Here is an 18,386-nt window from a genome sequence, read left to right as displayed (position 1 = left end):
AGTGTGAAAGGCTTTGCGGTGTGGTTATTGCTAAGCCTTTTTTGTTGCTCCCACGCGCTTCTTTGGCGTGTTTTTTTATTTCTGAATGCCATGGCTTTGATTTCCTGATAACTCATATTCAAGCCAATCATAGCTATTACCATATCCTCAAATGCCTGATATTGCTCCAGCTCGTCACTGGTCAAGCTATCAATACCATTGTAGCCCCCACGTTCTTCCCTTAACTGCTTAGCGTTCCTGTCGGTTACTGCTTTCAGTAGCAAGTTGTTCATGGTGCTGTGTGCATGTTTGGGTGCATTCCTCCAAGTCTCTATACTGTCATGAAAGGTTTTTCTTTTTGGCTTTTCTAGCGCCCTCTGCATACGAAACTTAGAAAGTTCCTCACGCATCTCAAAGAATGCTCTTACTAGGTTTTTCTTAAACTCCTTTACGGGTTCTGTATTTCGTAAGTAAGTGATCAGCAATGTTGCTTGTTGCTCATTCAAAATATAATCCCTTACATTTTGCCCACTCTCTGAAGGTGAAATTTTAAATTGCACCTTTCCAAAGCTTTCAAAGTCCTCTCGGTGCTTATTCAGCAAAATCTTCAAATGTCTGTGCTTGATTTCTGCACATTCTGCCACAATACTGCTCAGTGTATACGGCTCTTTCTTGCCGTCCATGTAAACTAGTTCCATTAGTTTGCTCCTTTCTAGCTATAAAATAGTTCATCTATGGTTATATCTGATTTGATTTCTGCAACCATTGACTTAATTGCTAGGCGTTCTTTGTCATTGAATGGCGTTTTACCTAATTCTTTGTTGTTGTATGACTGCAAAGAAATTTTTAGCTTGTCCGCCATCTGTTGTTGAGTTAGCCCTAACATAACTCGATAGCCTCGTAGTTTACTCATAGCTTTCCCCCTTTCTAAAAAATCCCCCTCCATGAATAGATTGAAAGTGTGAAAGGTTGGAGGGGTCGTTAGGCGTCGTTTTATGACGTCTCCTAAACTTGAATTTTATTATAACGTCAGTTTTAGACGTTGTCAATAGTTTTTTTGATTTTTTTACGTCATTTTTTGACTTTTTTTAAACATAGGGTTATAATCATCTGTGAAAGGTGTGATAAAGCATGAATAGATTGAAAGAATTAAGACAAAAAAACGAGCTATCTCAAAAAGAAATAGCTGAAATTTTAGGATTTTCTTTAAGGTCATTCCAACGAATGGAAAACGGAGAAAGCCAAATCAAACCAGAAAAAGCCCAGCAACTAGCTGACTTCTTCGGGGTAAGCGTTGGATATCTGTTAGGGTATGAAGTTATAGACCTCATGGGCGCAACAGATCTTGAAGAATATATATTTTTTAACGGAGATTATAGCAATCCAGATAAAACCAGAAAGGAATATTTTGAAAAAATTTCTGAAAAAATCAAAACTTATAAAAAAGTTGCTGATTCTCTTAATGGACGATACAATAAAAATAAAGCTATTGAAGCAATCGAATTACTTGAAAATAATGGCGAAAATGATTTAGATGATATTTTTGAAATACTAAGAGACAAGATAGAACTAGCTCTTTTTAGAAATATGGTCCAATATCAATTGTTATCAACTAGATTTCATCACCCAGACTCAAAAGATAAGATTTTAGATAGTTTCAAAGGATTTGAATAAACAAAAAAATCCCCACGCTCTCAAAGTTTGGCCAGTCTGAGCGTGTATAGAGGGAAATAAAAAAAGCATCGTTAATGTGACAATGGTTAACGAAGATTTTTATAAATTAACTGGTAGTTAATGAGGAAGGAAAAACTATGGGAAGTAATAGAACAAACGAAGAAATAGCTGTTTACACTGCCACGATAATACAAGAACTAGAGGATTATCTTCATCTCCTCCAGAGAATGGACGATGAAGGGAATAAACGATCTGATAAAATAGCGCAGTGGATAGAAAATTGGGTAAAATACTTAAAGATAGAACAAGTTTTTAATCCGCGAAGTATTCAGGCTTTAAAAAGAGGAAGTATCGTTTATGCTGATTTTGGTTTCAATGTTGGTAGAGAATATGGAGGTCTTCATTATGCAATAGTTCTGAATAAAATAGATGCACGTTCAAACCATCTTCTTCATGTATTGCCTTTGACCTCTGTAAAAGAAACAACTGATATATCTAATTTGAAATATTTTCAACTTCCAATTGGCAACGAAGTGTTTCAATTACTATCAAATAAAGCTTTGAAAAAAGTTAGAGAGTTATCTGAATTGTATGATCGTTTTTCAAAAAAAGATGGTGAATTGCGCGAAAAAGTTGTAATGGTTGAATCGTTAATCGAAGATAATAAAAAAACTTTGGAAATACTTAAAAACTTATCGAGTTCTGATATAGACGATTCTTCTATTAAGCAAATACTAACCATCAATAAAAATATAGACTTCGCAAGTGATCAGGCGGAGAAAATACGACAGGAGGCAAAAGAAAATGCAATTTTACTTGCAGAACTTAATGAGAAACTGGAGTATGCTAATAAATTTATCCTAAAAACACAAAATATGAACAAAGATAGTATTGTTCTATTGAATCAGGTTACAACAATTAGTAAAATGAGACTCCGTGATCCAAAAAATAATAATTCAATTTTGAATGGTATTGTACTTTCCGATGATACTATGGACAAAATAGATGAGGCACTGAAAAATATTTTTTAAAATCCGAGTATTTTTATTGACTTTTCTTAAAATTAGGGTTAGAATAGAATCATAAGGTCGCTTGACGACAAAATATATGATACTGTCCCAGGAGGACAATTCTAGCCCTGCTCTTATGAGTAGGGCTTTTAGTTTATTAAAAATCCCTGGAACCTCATCCCTAATATTTTTTTTAGGGTGGCCGAAAAAGCCGATTATGCGACCTATAGCATACCACGCGCCACAATGTTCAACAATCCTGAAGCGCGTGGAATTTACTTAGAAAATAAAAAATAGTTGATTTAACAACGTTTTTAGCCTACTTGGAATTTACTTGGAAAATAAAAATTATGGAAAATAGAGATTCAGAAAAATTATTAAAGTTATTAACTAAAAATGAAGATGAAATTATTGAATATAAAGTAAATAATAATGATCATGAACGTATAGGTAAATATATATCAGCTTTGGCCAATTCATCAGCAATTTTAAATCGACAATTTTCGTACCTAATTTGGGGGATTGACGACGATTCAAAAAAGATTGTCGGCACGAAGTTCTACCCAAAAACTGAAAAACATGGTGGAGAACCATTTATTACTTGGTTAGAAAGAATGCTTGACCCTCGTATTACAATTCAGTTTGAAGAATATGATATTGATCAAAATCATGTTGTCGTTCTAGTTATCCATATGAATGCTGGTAGACCTGTTGCTTTTAGTGGTGATCGATATATCAGAAGCGGTTCATCTTTAAAAAATTTAAAGGATTATCCTGAAAAAGAAAGAGAGTTGTGGAAATCCTTTGAGGCACGATCATTTGAAAAAGAATATGCAAAAACTGCATGTACATTTGATGAAATCAAAGAATTACTTGATGTTAATTCTTATTTGAAAATGTTAGGCCATTTTGTCGGTTCAACTGACGAAGAAATTATTACCCATATGATAAACGACGGTATTGTAGAACCTTCTGGGAAAACTTTTAATTTGACCAATATGGGGGCATTTACTTTCGCAAAAAATCTTAAAAACTTTGAAAATCTATCATCACATGCTTTAAGAGTAATCAGATATGATGGTAATAATAAACTCAGTGCAGTAGCCGATAATACAGCTAGTAAAGGAGTTGCTGTTGGTTTTGATGGTTTGCTAAAATTTATCAATAGTCATTTGCCTAGAAAACCTGAGACATTAAAAGAAAACGGACAAATAACCTCTGATACGGATTATCCCCCTCTTGTTATACGTGAGATTGTTGCAAATCAAATAGTGCATCAGGATTTTTCTGTAAAAGGGAGCTCACCAATAATTGAAATCTTTGATAATAGAGTAGTATTTACAAATCCTGGTTCCCCTCTTAATCGTCCAGAAAGATTGCTTGACATGCCTCCATACTCTCGAAATGAAGATTTAGCTAATCTATTTCGAAAAATGCATCTAGTAGAATCGCGTGGTAGCGGTATAGACAAGATTATATTGACCCTTGAATTAAATCACTTACCTGCTCCCGATATCGCTGCTAAAGATAATTATACTGTCGTTACTTTACATCAACGACGAACAATCCAAGAAATGGGTAACAGAGAAAAAATAAATGCTATTTATTATCATTCCGCCATACTCTACATTGAAGATGATTTTATGACAAATAGCACACTCAGAGAAAGATTCGGATTGACAAATAAACAATCATCCGTTGCCTCTAAACTCATTTCTCTTGCATTAGAAAATAATAAAATAAAAATCTATGATGAAAATGCTGGCAAAAAGAATATGCAGTATATCCCTTACTGGGGCATTGGTTACAATGAATAATCTTAGCCAAGCTCCCCGAAAACCAATTAAAATAGGGGCAATCTGTGAAGCCCTAGCATGATATGAACCACAGTCTAAAACCTTTTTAATAATAGCTTGCCTGCTGATGTATTTTAGAAAGGTTTATCATCATGAAAATAACTGAAGTTATAAAAAAAGACGGTAGTAAAGTCTATCGTGCTAATGTATATCTAGGAATTGACCAGGTAACAGGAAAGAAAGTTAAAACTAAGGTAACAGGGCGGACACAAAAGGAAGTTAAGCAGAAAGCTACTCAAGAAAAAATTGCTTTTCAGAAAGACGGTTGTACTAGACAAAAAGCTAGTACCATAACAAGCTATCAAGAATTAGCCACTCTCTGGTGGGAAAGTTATAAAAATACTGTTAAGCCAAACACTCAAGGCAATGTTAGAAAGCTACTTGATAATCATATATTGCCTATTTTTGGCGCTTATAAGCTCGACAAGCTCACCGCTCCACTTATCCAGTCAATTATCAACAAACTTGCCGACAAGGCTAACAGAGGGGAAAAAGGGGCTTTTCTACACTATGATATGATACACGCTTTAAACAAACGTATCTTACAGTATGGCGTAACCATGCAAGCGATACCGTCCAATCCTGCCCGTGATGTTGTTTTACCTCGTAACACTCAGAAAACAAAGCGCCAAAAGGTAAAGCACTTTGACAATCAAGAATTAAAAAAGTTTCTTGTTTATCTCGATAATTTAGATAGCAATAGATATCGTTATTACTATGAGGTAACGCTCTATAAGTTCCTACTGGCTACTGGTTGCCGTATCAATGAGGCTCTAGCCCTTTCCTGGTCTGATATTGACTTAGACGGTGCCATTGTACACATCACCAAAACACTAAATCGGGATTTAGAAATCAATAGCCCCAAATCTAAGGCTAGTTATCGGGATATAGATATAGATCAAGCGACTGTTAGCATGCTAAAACAGTACAAGCTACGCCAAGCTAAAGAGGCCTGGAAGATAGGACAACGTGAAAGCGTGGTATTTTCTGATTTCATTCATGAATATCCTTGCAGTTCAAAACTTAAAAGAAGATTGCAAACACATTTTAAGCGTGCTGATGTTCCTAACATTGGCTTTCACGGATTCCGTCACACTCACGCTAGTTTATTGCTTAACTCTGGTATTCCTTACAAAGAACTTCAGCACCGTTTAGGTCATTCTACTTTATCCATGACCATGGACATCTATAGCCACCTCTCAAAAGAGAACGCAAAAAAAGCAGTCTCATTCTACGAAACTGCACTAAAAGCACTATAAGGGGAGCAAAAAGGGGAGCAAATTCAAAAATCAACGTTTCAAGACAAAGCAAGAAGCCAATAACAACGGTGTTTTTGTAAGATTTTATTTGAAAAAAGCCGATTTTGTAGTATAATAGTACGGTGTCAAAAATCACTGAAACACGGATTAGATTAGGAAAGGATCGGAGATATGAAACAAGTCTTTCTCTCAACAACAACTGAATTTAAAGAGATTGATACGCTCCAGCCGGGCACTTGGATCAATCTCGTCAATCCTACTCAAAGCGAATCGATGGAAATCGCCTCGGCCTTTGATATTGATATTGCCGACCTCCGTGCACCGCTCGATGCAGAAGAGATGTCTCGTATCACCATCGAAGATGAGTACACCTTGATCATCGTAGACGTCCCAATCACAGAGGAAAGAAATAACCAAACCTACTACGTGACTATTCCCTTGGGGATTATCATCACAGAAGAGGCTATTATTACCACTTGCTTGGAGCCTCTACCACTTCTTGATGTCTTTATCAATCGTAGGCTTCGAAATTTCTATACCTTCATGCGTTCGCGCTTCATCTTCCAAATCCTATACCGCAATGCGGAGATTTACCTAACTGCCCTCCGTTCGATTGAACGTAAGAGTGAGCAGATTGAGAGTCAACTTCACAAATCTACTCGAAACGAAGAATTGATTGAACTCATGGAGTTGGAAAAGACTATCGTCTACTTCAAAGCTTCACTTAAAACAAATGAGCGCGTGATTAAAAAATTGACCAGCGCAACTAGCAATATCAAGAAATATCTCGAAGACGAAGACTTACTGGAAGATACCTTGATTGAAACGCAACAGGCCATCGAGATGGCGGACATCTATGGAAACGTCCTTCACTCTATGACAGAGACCTTTGCTTCTATCATTTCAAACAACCAGAACAATATCATGAAAACCTTGGCACTTGTGACTATCGTTATGTCCATCCCGACCATGATTTTCTCAGCCTACGGAATGAACTTTAAGGATAATGAAATTCCTTTAAACGGAGAACCGCACGCTTTCTGGCTCATCGTCTTTATCGCCTTTGCTATGAGTGTTTCTCTCACTCTTTACCTCATCCATAAAAAATGGTTCTAACAGGAGTTATTATGTCACAGATTGATTTAAAAGAATTAACTAAGAAAAACCAAGAATTTATCCACATTGCAACCCAACAATTTCTCAAGGACGGAAAAACCGACGCTGAAATCAAGGCCATCCTTGAAGAAGTCATCCCTCATATCCTTGAAGAACAACCAAAAGGTGTGACCGCTCGTTCTATCTATGGAGCACCAACTCACTGGGCTCACAGCTTCAGCGAAAAAGAGCAATACGAGAAAGAACATCCAAAGGAAAATGACGATCCAAAATTGATGATGTTGGATTCAGCCCTTTTCATTACAGGACTGTTTGCAGTAGTTAGTGCCTTGATGAGCTTCTTCTCAAACCAACCCGTAGCTTACGGATTGGTAACACTTATCAGTGTAGGGGCCTTTGGTGGAGTTGCCTTCTACCTCCTCTATCACTTCATCTACCGCTACTACGGACCAGATACTGACCGTAGCCAACGTCCTCCATTCTGGAAATCACTTTTGGTTATGTTAGCGACTATGTTTGCTTGGGTCTTCATCCTCTTCTTGAGTAACTTCCTTCCACAAGCCATCAACATTAGTCTCCCACCACTTGTTTTGTTGGTGATTGGAGGAGCTCTCCTTGCCCTACGTTTCTACCTCAAAAAACGTTTCAACATCAAGAGCGCAAGTGCAGGACCTGCTAGATATTAAGATAAACAATGAAAGTAGTGTGTTTTGTAGACAGACTACTTTTTTTGTAGTTCCAAATCATTTATTGATTCGTCAAAATCATAAATAGACATTTTGTCTAAATTTACTTCAATGTAAAGTCTTCCCTTGGAATCCCGAGGTTTTATCCTTGAATCCAAGTTGTTTTTCTGTTATACTAATAAAATAATAAGGAGAAATATATATGACTAAACAGAGAATTAATCAAATTGTTGGTTCAATTGGTGCCTTTATTGGGATTATTGTATTTATAGCCTACATCCCCCAAATTTTTGCCAATTTACAAGGGAACAAAGCTCAACCATTTCAACCTTTATCAGCAGCAATCTCTTGCTTAATCTGGGTCATTTATGGATGGACAAAAGAGCCTAAGAAAGATTGGATTCTAATCATTCCAAACTCAGCCGGGGTTGTCCTTGGCGGACTGACCTTCCTTACTGCTCTATAAGAAATTAACTACTATAAAAAGCAACCACATCGAACGGTTGCTTTTTTACTACTTTCTCGATCTAAAAGCCTTTTTCTGATTCTAATTCTTGTTGTTTCCCCTCATCTTTTGTGATACAATAGCATCAATTTATTTCTAGGAGGATGAGATATGGTTTCTACTATTGGTATCGTAAGTTTATCTAGTGGGATTGTCGGAGAGGACTTTGTCAAGCACGAAGTGGACTTGGGGGTCCAACGACTCAAAGACCTGAGACTCAATCCTATCTTTTTACCCCATTCGCTAAAAGGCTTAGATTTTATCAAAGAACATCCTGAAGCTCGTGCAGAGGATTTGATTCAGGCCTTTTCTGATGATAGCATCGACATGATCCTATGCGCCATTGGTGGAAACGATACCTATCGCTTATTGCCCTATCTTTTTGAAAATGACCAACTAGAAAAAGTTATCAAACAAAAGATTTTTCTTGGCTTCTCGGATACGACCATGAACCATCTCATGTTGCATAAACTAGGAATCAAGACTTTTTACGGCCAATCCTTTTTAGCAGACATTTGTGAATTAGACAAAGAAATGCTAGCCTATAGCCTTCACTACTTTAAAGAATTGATTGAGACTGGTAGAATCTCAGAAATCCGCCCTAGTAACGTTTGGTATGAGGAACGGACTGATTTTAGTCCCAAAGCCTTGGGAACACCTCGTGTCAGCCATGCAAATACTGGTTTTGACTTGTTACAAGGAAATGCCCAGTTCGAGGGAGAAATCCTCGGTGGTTGCCTCGAATCTCTCTACGATATCTTTGACAACTCTCGATACGAAGACAGCACGGAGCTCTGCCAAGAATACAAACTTTTCCCTGACTTATCCGACTGGGAAGGAAAGATCCTACTGCTAGAAACCAGCGAAGAAAAGCCTAATCCTGAAGACTTCAAAAAGATGTTGCGGACTTTAAAGGACACGGGCATATTCGCGGTCATCAGTGGACTCTTGGTCGGAAAACCTATGGATGAAACTTTCTATGACGACTATAAAGAGGCACTATTGGATATCATTGACAGCAATATCCCAATTGTCTATAATCTGAATGTTGGACACGCAACTCCAAGAGCTATTGTCCCCTTCGGAGTCCACGCCTATGTAGATGCAACGGAGCAAGTCATTCGTTTTGACTATAACAAAGAAAGCTGAGATGAATTTCTCAGCTTTTTTCAGTATCGTTACTAGCATTTTCATCACATACTACCGATAGCTAAAATAATAAAGGATAGGCTATTGCCTAACATGTGAACAAGTAGGGGATAGTAGACATTCTCCTTTTCTTTCACATAAATAATAGAAAAGGCAAGGCCCCCACCTAAGTATCCGACTGCACTGACCCACTCTGATAAAGACAAACTGTGCATATGAGTAAGCGCAAAGGCAAGACTGACCAAAAAGACACTCAGCCAAGTTGGTAGACTTTTCCTCAAATATTTCAATAAAATTTGACGGAAAAAGAGCTCTTCCACTAAAGGTCCTATGACACAGGCAAAACCCCCTATCAGTAGTGGTTGTTCTTTAAAGGCAGTTTGTATATTAGCCTCGTTTAGTCCCTGTCCGCTTAATCCCAACACCTGTTTCACTATTTCCGATAGGAGCCCAAAGAGAATGGTTAAAAGGAAAAGCAAGCCCCAGCCTTTTAAAACCCCAAAGATAAATTTCCTTTTAGAATTTCTAACTTCTTCCCACTTTTGGAGCAATAGGGACTTAAATAAGAAGCAACCATACACAAACATGATGGTATAGACTAAATAAGTCCCTGCAGAAGAAGGTAATGGAGCATCAAATACTCGTATACCATCAAACACAAAGAGAATTGTATATAGGAGCCCAAAAATCAGAACTCCCTTATATTTGTTAGACATTATTTAATTCCCCTTCCATTCACAATCATTCTCATGGTCATCAACTAGACCTGCAGCCTGTAGAAAAGACAATACAGCAACTGGCCCAGTGAACTTAAAGCCTCGTTTTTTGAGATCCTTGGATATTTTTTCAGACAAAGGCGTTTTGGCTGGTGCTTGACTGTAGTCCGGGACATCATTGACCATGGTTTTTCCATCAACAAAAGACCAAAGATAAACATCAAAGGCGCCAAATTCTGCCTGGACTTGTAAAAAAGCCTGGGCATTGGCACGTGTCGCAAAGATTTTGGCACGATTTCGGATGATAGCTGGATTATTCATCAAAGCTTCCAGTTCTTCATCTGTCATGTCTGCGACGTGTTGAAGGTGGTAACCATGAAAAGCTTGACGGAAGGCTTGGCGTTTATTGAGCACCGTTTCCCAAGACAGGCCTGCCTGATAGGTCTCCATACACAACAACTCAAACAATGCTTGATCATCATGGAGGGGTTGGCCCCACTCTTCATCATGGTAGGCTACATACAAAGGGTTGTTCATTTTAACCCAGCCACAGCGTTTTGGCATAGACTTCTCCTATTTCACCAACATCTTAAGGGCCGATTTGATGTAGTTTTCAGCTGTATCAGAAGTTCCTTCAAAGAATTTCTTGATCTTCTTAAGCTCGGTCGCCTTGTAGCCCAAGGCCAACATGGCTTCCATGGCTTCTTCCAATTCTTGGTTGTCGTTGCTAGATGGAGTAGCAGTCTTAGCAGGGAGGTCATCACCTGCCACAACCACCTTACCTTCTAGGTCCAAAACCATCTGTTGGGCTGTTTTCTTGCCGATCTTCGGAAACTTGGTCAAGTAAGTGATGTTCTTGCTTTCGATAGCTTGGACAAGGCCTGCATTGTCATCCGCCGCAATAATAGCCAGAGCTGATACTGGACCAATGCCCGACACCGAAATCAAGCTGAGAAAGAGTTTTTTCTCGTCTTCTGAACGGAAACCGTAAAGTAGATGAGCGTCTTCTCGAACAACTTGATGCACATAGATTTGTGCTTCTTGGTTGACTTGTCCTGAGTAAGCATAGGGGTTGGCTACATGCAGGATGTAGCCGATACCGTTAGCTTCTAGAACAATGTATTTAGCAGTAATTTTGGTAATAATACCCTTTAGATATTCGTACATAATTTTCCCTTCAATTTAGTATTTTCCTAGTTCGCGTAGGCTTGTATGATTTTCTTGAATGCGACGGAACATCTTTTCCATGTCTGACTTGGTAAAATGCACCAAAACAGGACGTCCGTGTGGACAGTTGTAGGGGTTGTCACATTGAGAGAGCTGATAGAGGAGTTGTCTAGCTGAGTGGTCATCGATACGATGGTTGGCTTTGATTGAGCGTTTGCAGGACATCATAATGGCCAGCTCTGCTCGGTATTTCTTGATAGAAACTTCCTTGGTCAAGAGGAGCATATCACACATCTCATAGATACCTGACTCGATTTCCTCTTCTGCCATCCAAATAGGATGTTCCCTTAGGATAAATTGGTTCTCCCCGTACTCTGCTAGAAAGACGCCGACTTCCTCTAAGAGAGGCATTCTTTCCTTGAGACGAAGGGCATCATCTGCTGGAAATTCAAAGATGTAAGGCACTAGGAGCTGCTGCTGGCTCTGGTCAACATTACCAATGCTTTCACGGTATTCCTCATACTTAACCCGTTCCTGGGCTGCATGTTGGTCTATGATGTAAAGACCATCTCGACCTTGGGCAAAGAGATAGGTCCCGTGCATCTGCCCGAAAAATTCCAACTCTGGGAAGCTCGAAGACTCTTCCCGCTCCAGCTTGTCATAAGCCTTATCCAAACTAGCCATATCTAACTCTGGATGGTCTAGTTGATCGTAACTAACCGGTTTTCTCTCTGCAAAATGCAGTTTGGCCGGCTTGGTCAACTGATCCAATGTTTCCTTGGCGAAGAGGCTCAAATCCTGTTTCTCTTCAGTCAAGTCTACTTGACTGTCTGAAACCTCAGCTGGAATAGAGATTGTTGCTTCCGTTTGCTCGTAGTAGAGATTGTTTTCTTTAAGTGGGAGAATGGTTTGCTCTACTTTTTCACGATTGCGAACGGTAGACTTTGCAAGATTTTCCAAGGCATCTGGAATCAAGGTCTGTTCCTTGAGGCTCTTTGCGATAGCTTCTGAAACCAGCGCCATCAGTTCTCTTTCCTTGGAAATCCGCACTTCTTGCTTGGTTGGATGCACATTGACATCCGCTAGATAAGGGTCAATCTGGATATGAATCACAGCCAGCGGAAAACGCCCCACCATGAGTTTGCTGCCGTAACCGTCAAGAATAGCACGATTGAGCAGGAAATTTTTGATATAACGGCCATTGATAAAAAGACTGATATAGTTGCGATTAGCCCGCGTCAATTCAGGCAATGAGACAAAACCTGAAATCTCAAAGTCTAGGTCCGAATTCTCAATCTCAACCATTTTTTTGGCACTGGCTAAACCATAGATTCCAGCAATGGCTTGACGCAGTTGACCCGTACCAGCTGTTCGTGTCATTTCCTTGCCATCACTAATCAGGCTAAAAGAAATCTCAGGATGGGCTAGCCCCAGACGGTTGACAATATCAATGATGTGAGACAACTCTGCCTGCTGACTCTTCATATACTTGAGACGAGCCGGTGTGTTGAAAAAGAGATCCTCCACACAAACCTTGGTCCCAACAGGACTGGTCGCTGGAATGATTTCCTCAACTTCTCCCCCACGAGCCACTAGCTTGGTCCCGTGACTGGCACCGTCCACCGCTGTCAACAAAGTCAAAACACTGACAGATGCGATAGAGGGCAGGGCTTCACCACGAAAGCCGAGGGTCCGAATCCGAAAAAGATCCGCTTGATTCTTAATCTTACTGGTTGCATGACGGCGGAGAGCCAACTCGACTTCATCGTGGGCAATCCCGTGACCATTATCTGTTATTTGGATTTTCTTAAGACCAGCTTCTTCAATCTCAACGATAATCTGGCTTGAGCCAGCGTCGATAGCATTTTCAACTAATTCTTTGACAACGCTAGCAGGACGCTCGATAACTTCTCCTGCTGCAATTTGGTTGGCCAATACTTCTGGTAATTCAATAATATGAGACATTTTCCAGCCCCTTTCTCAACTATTTTTATCTATTTCTCTGAAAATAAGCTAGTGCTATTATACCATATTTCACTCGTTTCCAAAAAAGTCCGAGTAGCAACTTTCTTCCCGATTTTACTAGGTTATTTGCCAAGTTTGTGGTAAAATAGGTAGAAACAATATTTTAAAAAGGAGAAAAGACACATGCACATTTTTGATGAGCTAAAAGAGCGTGGTTTGATTTTTCAAACGACTGATGAAGAAGCTTTGCGTAAAGCCCTAGAAGAAGGTCAAGTTTCTTATTATACTGGCTACGATCCAACTGCTGACAGCCTTCACCTAGGCCACCTTGTCGCAATCTTGACAAGTCGTCGCTTGCAGTTAGCAGGTCACAAACCTTATGCGCTCGTTGGCGGTGCTACAGGTCTCATCGGAGATCCGTCCTTCAAAGATGCTGAGCGTAGTCTCCAAACAAAAGACACAGTAGATGGCTGGGTCAAGTCTATCCAAGGACAACTTTCTCGCTTTCTTGATTTTGAAAATGGTGAAAACAAAGCTGTCATGGTCAACAACTACGACTGGTTTGGCAGCATCAGCTTCATTGATTTCCTCCGTGATATCGGAAAATACTTCACTGTCAACTACATGATGAGCAAGGAGTCTGTTAAAAAACGGATTGAAACAGGGATTTCTTACACAGAATTTGCCTACCAAATCATGCAAGGTTACGACTTCTTTGTCCTTAACCAAGAGCACAATGTAACCCTCCAAATCGGTGGTTCTGACCAATGGGGAAATATGACAGCTGGTACAGAATTGCTTCGTCGTAAGGCTGACAAGACTGGTCACGTAATCACTGTTCCACTCATCACAGACGCAACTGGTAAGAAATTTGGTAAATCAGAAGGAAATGCTGTTTGGCTCAACCCTGAAAAGACTTCTCCATACGAAATGTACCAATTCTGGATGAATGTTATGGACGCTGACGCTGTTCGCTTCTTGAAAATCTTTACTTTCTTGTCACTTGATGAGATTGAAGACATCCGCAAACAATTTGAAGCAGCTCCACACGAACGCTTGGCTCAAAAAGTCCTCGCTCGTGAAGTTGTGACTCTTGTTCACGGAGAAGAAGCTTACAAAGAAGCCCTTAACATCACTGAACAACTCTTTGCAGGAAATATCAAAAACCTTTCTGTCAAAGAACTCAAACAAGGACTTCGTGGCGTGCCAAACTACCAAGTACAAGCAGACGAAAATCACAACATCGTTGAACTTCTTGTATCTTCTGGCGTGGTTAACTCAAAACGTCAAGCCCGTGAAGATGTTCAAAACGGTGCCATCTACGTCAACGGCGACCGTATCCAAGACCTTGACTATGTCTTGAGCGATAGCGATAAATTAGAAAATGAATTGACCGTTATCCGTCGCGGTAAGAAAAAATATTTTGTATTGACTTACTAAATTGTTCAACATTTACCTATAAACAAAGGAGTTAACCTCGATAAAGGTAACTCCTTTTTGCTGTGAATAGTCCCCACCTATCCCTTAATAGACAGGCTACGCAGTACAATGCGTAAGGTTGTTAGATTATGTAAGATAGAAAGATTTGAAGGGCTGAGCCAGTTAAACAAGCCAAAGCCAATCAAACTACTATTTACGACAACGGTATCTTGAATATTCTTCTTGATGAGTGTTTGCAAAGATGATGATAGCGAATCCAACTCTTGGAAGAAATCCAAGCGATTATCTAACAATAAGATATCACTCATCTGCTTAGAAATATCTGCACTCTCATTCATCACCACACCGATATCTGATAGGGTTAGAGCCGCTGAGTCATTCAATCCATCTCCAACCATCAAAATAGTGTGACCTGCTTTCTGCAGTTCCTCTACTAACTCAAATTTCCCATCAGGTTTCAAGTCTGTATAGACCTGATCAAAGGGCAAATCTTTGACTAATTCCTCTGTCCTAACCAGGGTGTCCCCTGTTGCCAGAATCAATTTTTTCCCTTGTGCCTTAAGTTTCTCCAAGGCTGCTTTTGCTTCTTTTCTCAAAGGAGTATGAATACAGAACATTCCAATCAATTCATTCTGGTAGGCTAAGAATAAGAGATTGTAGTGACTCTTGTACTCTTCAATTAAAGCATTTTGTTCTGAACTGATATGAATCTGCTCATCCTGCATCAAGACATAATTCCCAATAAGAACTGGTTGGCCATCTATATGAGATTTGATCCCCTTACTTGCGATATATTGGAGTTTCCCATGCATTTCCTCATGTTCAATTCCCTCTATCTCGGCTTGCTTGACGATGGCATTAGCAATAGGATGATAAATGTGTTCCTCAAGACAGGCACTGATTCTGAGAATATCTTCCTCACTATTGTCTCCAAAAGGTAACACCTTTTCAACTATCGGATAGCTAGTTGTGATTGTTCCCGTCTTATCAAATAAGAAAGTATCAACTTCCAGATATTTCTCCAGAACAGCCCCATCCTTAATCACCATTTCACGGTTCAACCCCTCCTTGATAGCTGTCAAATAAGCTACAGGAGTAGAGATTTTCAAAGCGCAGGAGAAATCGACCAATAGGAAAGAAATAGCCTTAGAAAAAGAACCTGTTAATAGGTAAGTCAGACCAGCCCCCAAGAAATTATATTTGACGACCTTATCCGCCATTTTGATGAAATAGCGTTGTTTCGTTTTCTTGTTTTCTTCAGATTTCTTCATCAACTCAATCAGTTGTAAAATCCGGCTGTTCATCTGATTATCGGTTACACGAATGCGTAACTCTCCAGTTTCTAATACTGTATTTGCACAAACCAAATCAGACTCTCTTTTTTCAACTGGAAAACTCTCTCCCGTCAAGGAACTTTCGTTGACCATACCTAAACCTGAAACTACTTGTCCATCAAACAGAATTTCATTTCCTTGAGATAATACCAAGACATCTCCTATTTGAACATTGGAACTCTTGATACTAACGACCGTATCACCCTGTACTAGGAATACATCGCTCTCTTTTGCAAGAAGACTCTGTTCTAAATCTGTTGCAGTTTTTTTCAAGGACCACTGATCTAAATGATTCCCCAAATCAAGCATAAACATGATATTGCTAGCTGTCTTGGATTGGTTCATAAACAAGGACAATAAAATCGCCGAACAGTCCAAGACCTCCATCGTTAGTTCCTTACGCGCTAGTGTTTGATAGGCTTCTCTAATATAACCCAAAGCCTGATAACAAGTCCATATATAGCGAATAGGATACGGCACAAAACTACGAAAAAGTACACGCTTAATCGCTGCACCTGAAACAATAGAATAAGCACTCTCTTCTCTACGAATGGGAAGAGTCATCAACTCAGAAACTTTCCCTTTATCAATTCTTTTTAAAAAGGCTTCTGCATTATCTAATACAGAAAAGCCTTCTTTTATGCGTAGAGTAAAGTGCTGTTGATCCATGTAAAACTGGATAGACTCAATCCCCTTTTCATCTCTCGCCAAGGAACGAAGATAGTCTTGAATATCCAAGGTGAGTGAAAAAGAAGATGATAGTCGGATATGTTGGTATCCTCTATGTAGCACTTTAAAAGACATATTATTCTCCTATAAGGCTATCTAATTGCTCTTCTTTTTTCTCTTGCTCGTACAAATATTTGGCATCTTGCAAGACATCGTCTCCATGTTGTTTCACAACAGAAACAGATGCATCTAGCCCGTCTTTCAACTTGTAAGCCTTAGCCAAAGCTTTAGAATAACCTTTTTTAGCTTCCTTACTTGCTAAGATTTTCAAACCAAGGGTACCAAATGCGACACCACCCAAAAAGAGTGATGATTTTTTCGCAACTTTTGCAACGGTTAGTACTTCTTTTAACATACTTATTTCCTCCTTATCATTATTATATAGCAATTTAGATATAAAAGCAATTTCATTCTATAAATTGGAGAATTAGTTTTATTTCTACTGAATCTCCCATTTACTTATTCCTAAAGTTGCTTTCATTTGCCTCTTTTGATACACTTAAACTATGAATACAAACCTCAAACCCAAACTCCAGCGCTTTGCTTCTGCTAGTGCCTTTGCCTGCCCTATCTGCCAAGAAAATCTGACCTTGGTAGAGTCTAGTCTTAAATGTGAGAATCGGCATTCTTTTGACCTAGCAAAATTCGGCTATGTCAATCTTGCCCCTCAAATCAAACAATCCGCCAACTACGATAAAGAAAACTTTCAAAATCGCCAGCAAATCCTAGAAGCTGGCTTTTACCAAACTATTCTAGATGCCATCTCTGATTTAATTGCAAGTTCAAAAACTGCCAAAACAATTTTAGATATCGGCTGTGGCGAAGGCTTCTACTCTCGCAAACTTCAGGAAGTGCACCCTGACAAGATCTTCTATGCCTTTGATATTTCAAAAGATTCGGTCCAAATCGCTGCCAAGAGCGAACCCAACTGGGCAGTCAATTGGTTTGTCGGTGACCTGACTCAACTTCCTATAAAAGACGCTAGCATGAATATCCTTCTTGATATCTTCTCTCCTGCAAATTATGGAGAATTTCAACGAGTTTTATCAAAAGATGGTATCTTAATCAAGGTCATCCCTACCGAAAACCACCTCAAGGAAATCCGCCAAATAGTACAGGACCAGCTGACAAAGAAGGACTATTCCAACCAAGATATCAAGGTACACTTCCAAGAATATTTCAGCATCCAATCTATCCAGGCTGCTTCCCTGACCAAATCCATCACCGCAGAGCAAAGACAAGCTTTACTCAGCATGACACCCCTCCTCTTTCACGTTGACCAAAGCAAGATTGATTGGAGCCAACTGACAGAGATTACCATCGAAGCAGAGATTCTGGTCGGAAAAGCACTGTAAATAAATTTTTGAGATACTACAAAGCCCGCACCTCTTCTTGAGATGCGGGTTTAAAAAACGATTTTTCACTGTCTTTCCGAAAAGTATAAAAAATTTTTACCTCTCCATTTATTTTCGATTTGAAATGACAAATTTATCAATAAATAGCAAGTGATATAAGGCAAGTGATGTCCCATAACAACATCCATGAAAAGAGATTTCTTGATGAGTCAGTGGAAACGAAGAACTATTACCCGTCAAGAGGCATGCTCCAATTACAAAAAGAATCCAAAATAAATCAGTCCATTTATATTTTGAAAAATATTTTTTCCACATAAAAACACCCTCTTTCTTTACTATAATACTATTATAATACTATTTGTAAACGAATACAAGAAATTTGAGGTACAGCTAAGAAGAACCTTAGACTTAATCAGCCTTCTTAGTGTTCTCTAGGTTTGATTTTT

Annotated in this window: 18 protein-coding genes and 1 pseudogene; 10 read left to right on the top strand and 9 right to left on the bottom strand. The window is 39.1% G+C overall.

The genetic code is table 11. From position 1 onward, the window contains the following. Window positions 1-53: 53 nt before the first annotated feature. Window positions 54-677, bottom strand: a pseudogene (locus TZ96_RS01270) (Rha family transcriptional regulator); the annotation flags it as partial. A gap of 14 nt (window positions 678-691) precedes the next feature. Beyond that, window positions 692-892 carry a helix-turn-helix transcriptional regulator gene (locus tag TZ96_RS01265; protein ID WP_000040966.1) on the bottom strand — a complete coding sequence of 67 codons (201 nt, stop codon included), beginning with the start codon at window positions 890-892 and terminating at the stop codon, window positions 692-694. Between the two features lie 218 nt (window positions 893-1,110). Between TZ96_RS01265 and TZ96_RS10895 the strand changes: the two genes are divergently transcribed. The 8 genes from TZ96_RS10895 to TZ96_RS01225 all read left to right on the top strand — a co-directional run bounded on the left by TZ96_RS10895 (window position 1,111) and on the right by TZ96_RS01225 (window position 9,234). Continuing rightward, a complete protein-coding gene (locus tag TZ96_RS10895; protein WP_239665537.1) occupies window positions 1,111-1,653 on the top strand; it encodes a helix-turn-helix domain-containing protein in 543 nt (180 codons plus the stop codon). 137 nt (window positions 1,654-1,790) lie between these two features. Further along, on the top strand, window positions 1,791-2,684 hold the full coding sequence (locus tag TZ96_RS01255; RefSeq protein WP_045762569.1) for a type II toxin-antitoxin system PemK/MazF family toxin: 894 nt from the start codon (window positions 1,791-1,793) through the stop codon (window positions 2,682-2,684). 329 nt (window positions 2,685-3,013) lie between these two features. After that, the gene (locus TZ96_RS01250) at window positions 3,014-4,480 is read left to right on the top strand and encodes an ATP-binding protein (protein ID WP_045762568.1); all 1,467 of its coding nucleotides are present in this window, start codon (window positions 3,014-3,016) and stop codon (window positions 4,478-4,480) included. A gap of 131 nt (window positions 4,481-4,611) precedes the next feature. Next, a complete protein-coding gene (locus TZ96_RS01245; RefSeq protein ID WP_045762567.1) occupies window positions 4,612-5,778 on the top strand; it encodes a tyrosine-type recombinase/integrase in 1,167 nt (388 codons plus the stop codon). A gap of 171 nt (window positions 5,779-5,949) precedes the next feature. Further along, window positions 5,950-6,894 (top strand): magnesium transporter CorA family protein, encoded by a 945-nt coding sequence (locus TZ96_RS01240; RefSeq protein WP_000815631.1) that lies wholly within the window; start codon window positions 5,950-5,952, stop codon window positions 6,892-6,894. An 11-nt stretch (window positions 6,895-6,905) separates the two neighbouring features. Next, the gene (locus tag TZ96_RS01235) at window positions 6,906-7,580 is read left to right on the top strand and encodes a DUF1129 domain-containing protein (RefSeq protein ID WP_006146142.1); all 675 of its coding nucleotides are present in this window, start codon (window positions 6,906-6,908) and stop codon (window positions 7,578-7,580) included. A gap of 202 nt (window positions 7,581-7,782) precedes the next feature. Continuing rightward, window positions 7,783-8,046, top strand: coding sequence for a SemiSWEET family transporter (locus TZ96_RS01230; protein WP_000166358.1), 264 nt, complete (start codon window positions 7,783-7,785; stop codon window positions 8,044-8,046). Window positions 8,047-8,196: 150 nt separating this feature from the next. Then, window positions 8,197-9,234, top strand: coding sequence for a S66 family peptidase (locus tag TZ96_RS01225; RefSeq protein ID WP_045762566.1), 1,038 nt, complete (start codon window positions 8,197-8,199; stop codon window positions 9,232-9,234). Window positions 9,235-9,278: 44 nt separating this feature from the next. Here TZ96_RS01225 and TZ96_RS01220 read toward each other — a convergent pair whose 3' ends face one another. From TZ96_RS01220 to mutL, 4 genes are read right to left on the bottom strand one after another with little or no spacing between them, the layout of a single operon-like run. Next, window positions 9,279-9,953 carry a CPBP family intramembrane glutamic endopeptidase gene (locus TZ96_RS01220; RefSeq protein WP_045762565.1) on the bottom strand — a complete coding sequence of 225 codons (675 nt, stop codon included), beginning with the start codon at window positions 9,951-9,953 and terminating at the stop codon, window positions 9,279-9,281. After that, complete coding sequence (locus TZ96_RS01215; RefSeq protein WP_045762564.1) at window positions 9,954-10,514, bottom strand: DNA-3-methyladenine glycosylase I; 561 nt, start codon at window positions 10,512-10,514, stop codon at window positions 9,954-9,956. A gap of 9 nt (window positions 10,515-10,523) precedes the next feature. Further along, a complete protein-coding gene (gene ruvA / locus TZ96_RS01210; protein WP_045762563.1) occupies window positions 10,524-11,117 on the bottom strand; it encodes a Holliday junction branch migration protein RuvA in 594 nt (197 codons plus the stop codon). A 15-nt stretch (window positions 11,118-11,132) separates the two neighbouring features. Next, window positions 11,133-13,082, bottom strand: a complete 1,950-nt coding sequence (gene mutL, locus TZ96_RS01205; protein WP_045762562.1) for a DNA mismatch repair endonuclease MutL — start codon at window positions 13,080-13,082, stop codon at window positions 11,133-11,135. Between the two features lie 183 nt (window positions 13,083-13,265). On the opposite strand from mutL, the gene tyrS reads away from it, so the two are divergent. After that, on the top strand, window positions 13,266-14,522 hold the full coding sequence (gene tyrS, locus TZ96_RS01200) for a tyrosine--tRNA ligase (protein ID WP_000546896.1): 1,257 nt from the start codon (window positions 13,266-13,268) through the stop codon (window positions 14,520-14,522). Between the two features lie 77 nt (window positions 14,523-14,599). Here the strand turns inward: tyrS and TZ96_RS01195 are convergent, their stop codons facing one another. Together TZ96_RS01195 and TZ96_RS01190 are read right to left on the bottom strand one after the other, a co-directional pair. Beyond that, entirely contained in the window at window positions 14,600-16,660 is a 2,061-nt protein-coding gene (locus TZ96_RS01195) for a heavy metal translocating P-type ATPase (RefSeq protein ID WP_000008777.1), read from the bottom strand. A gap of 1 nt (window position 16,661) precedes the next feature. Beyond that, on the bottom strand, window positions 16,662-16,940 hold the full coding sequence (locus TZ96_RS01190; RefSeq protein ID WP_000910910.1) for a DUF6110 family protein: 279 nt from the start codon (window positions 16,938-16,940) through the stop codon (window positions 16,662-16,664). A 151-nt stretch (window positions 16,941-17,091) separates the two neighbouring features. Here TZ96_RS01190 and TZ96_RS01185 point away from each other — a divergent pair, with 151 nt between their 5' ends. Next, window positions 17,092-17,940: a putative RNA methyltransferase gene (locus TZ96_RS01185; RefSeq protein WP_045762561.1), complete on the top strand. Its 849-nt coding sequence runs from the start codon at window positions 17,092-17,094 to the stop codon at window positions 17,938-17,940. Between the two features lie 108 nt (window positions 17,941-18,048). On the opposite strand, the gene TZ96_RS10890 is transcribed toward TZ96_RS01185, so the two are convergent. Beyond that, window positions 18,049-18,255, bottom strand: a complete 207-nt coding sequence (locus TZ96_RS10890; protein WP_045762560.1) for a hypothetical protein — start codon at window positions 18,253-18,255, stop codon at window positions 18,049-18,051. Window positions 18,256-18,386 lie beyond the last annotated feature (131 nt).

The organism is Streptococcus infantis (assembly GCF_000963255.1).
Classification (GTDB): domain Bacteria; phylum Bacillota; class Bacilli; order Lactobacillales; family Streptococcaceae; genus Streptococcus; species Streptococcus nidrosiense.
This window is presented reverse-complemented; position numbering and strand designations above follow the sequence as displayed.

What these genes read in the sequence shown, in the direction of transcription:
- TZ96_RS01265 (WP_000040966.1), bottom strand. Translation starts at nt 892, where the DNA reads ATGAGTAAACTACGAGGCTATCGAGTTATGTTAGGGCTAACTCAACAA.
- TZ96_RS10895 (WP_239665537.1), top strand. Translation starts at nt 1,111, where the DNA reads ATGAATAGATTGAAAGAATTAAGACAAAAAAACGAGCTATCTCAAAAA.
- TZ96_RS01255 (WP_045762569.1), top strand. Translation starts at nt 1,791, where the DNA reads ATGGGAAGTAATAGAACAAACGAAGAAATAGCTGTTTACACTGCCACG.
- TZ96_RS01250 (WP_045762568.1), top strand. Translation starts at nt 3,014, where the DNA reads ATGGAAAATAGAGATTCAGAAAAATTATTAAAGTTATTAACTAAAAAT.
- TZ96_RS01245 (WP_045762567.1), top strand. Translation starts at nt 4,612, where the DNA reads ATGAAAATAACTGAAGTTATAAAAAAAGACGGTAGTAAAGTCTATCGT.
- TZ96_RS01240 (WP_000815631.1), top strand. Translation starts at nt 5,950, where the DNA reads ATGAAACAAGTCTTTCTCTCAACAACAACTGAATTTAAAGAGATTGAT.
- TZ96_RS01235 (WP_006146142.1), top strand. Translation starts at nt 6,906, where the DNA reads ATGTCACAGATTGATTTAAAAGAATTAACTAAGAAAAACCAAGAATTT.
- TZ96_RS01230 (WP_000166358.1), top strand. Translation starts at nt 7,783, where the DNA reads ATGACTAAACAGAGAATTAATCAAATTGTTGGTTCAATTGGTGCCTTT.
- TZ96_RS01225 (WP_045762566.1), top strand. Translation starts at nt 8,197, where the DNA reads ATGGTTTCTACTATTGGTATCGTAAGTTTATCTAGTGGGATTGTCGGA.
- TZ96_RS01215 (WP_045762564.1), bottom strand. Translation starts at nt 10,514, where the DNA reads ATGCCAAAACGCTGTGGCTGGGTTAAAATGAACAACCCTTTGTATGTA.
- ruvA (WP_045762563.1), bottom strand. Translation starts at nt 11,117, where the DNA reads ATGTACGAATATCTAAAGGGTATTATTACCAAAATTACTGCTAAATAC.
- mutL (WP_045762562.1), bottom strand. Translation starts at nt 13,082, where the DNA reads ATGTCTCATATTATTGAATTACCAGAAGTATTGGCCAACCAAATTGCA.
- tyrS (WP_000546896.1), top strand. Translation starts at nt 13,266, where the DNA reads ATGCACATTTTTGATGAGCTAAAAGAGCGTGGTTTGATTTTTCAAACG.
- TZ96_RS01195 (WP_000008777.1), bottom strand. Translation starts at nt 16,660, where the DNA reads ATGTCTTTTAAAGTGCTACATAGAGGATACCAACATATCCGACTATCA.
- TZ96_RS01190 (WP_000910910.1), bottom strand. Translation starts at nt 16,940, where the DNA reads ATGTTAAAAGAAGTACTAACCGTTGCAAAAGTTGCGAAAAAATCATCA.
- TZ96_RS01185 (WP_045762561.1), top strand. Translation starts at nt 17,092, where the DNA reads ATGAATACAAACCTCAAACCCAAACTCCAGCGCTTTGCTTCTGCTAGT.
- TZ96_RS10890 (WP_045762560.1), bottom strand. Translation starts at nt 18,255, where the DNA reads ATGTGGAAAAAATATTTTTCAAAATATAAATGGACTGATTTATTTTGG.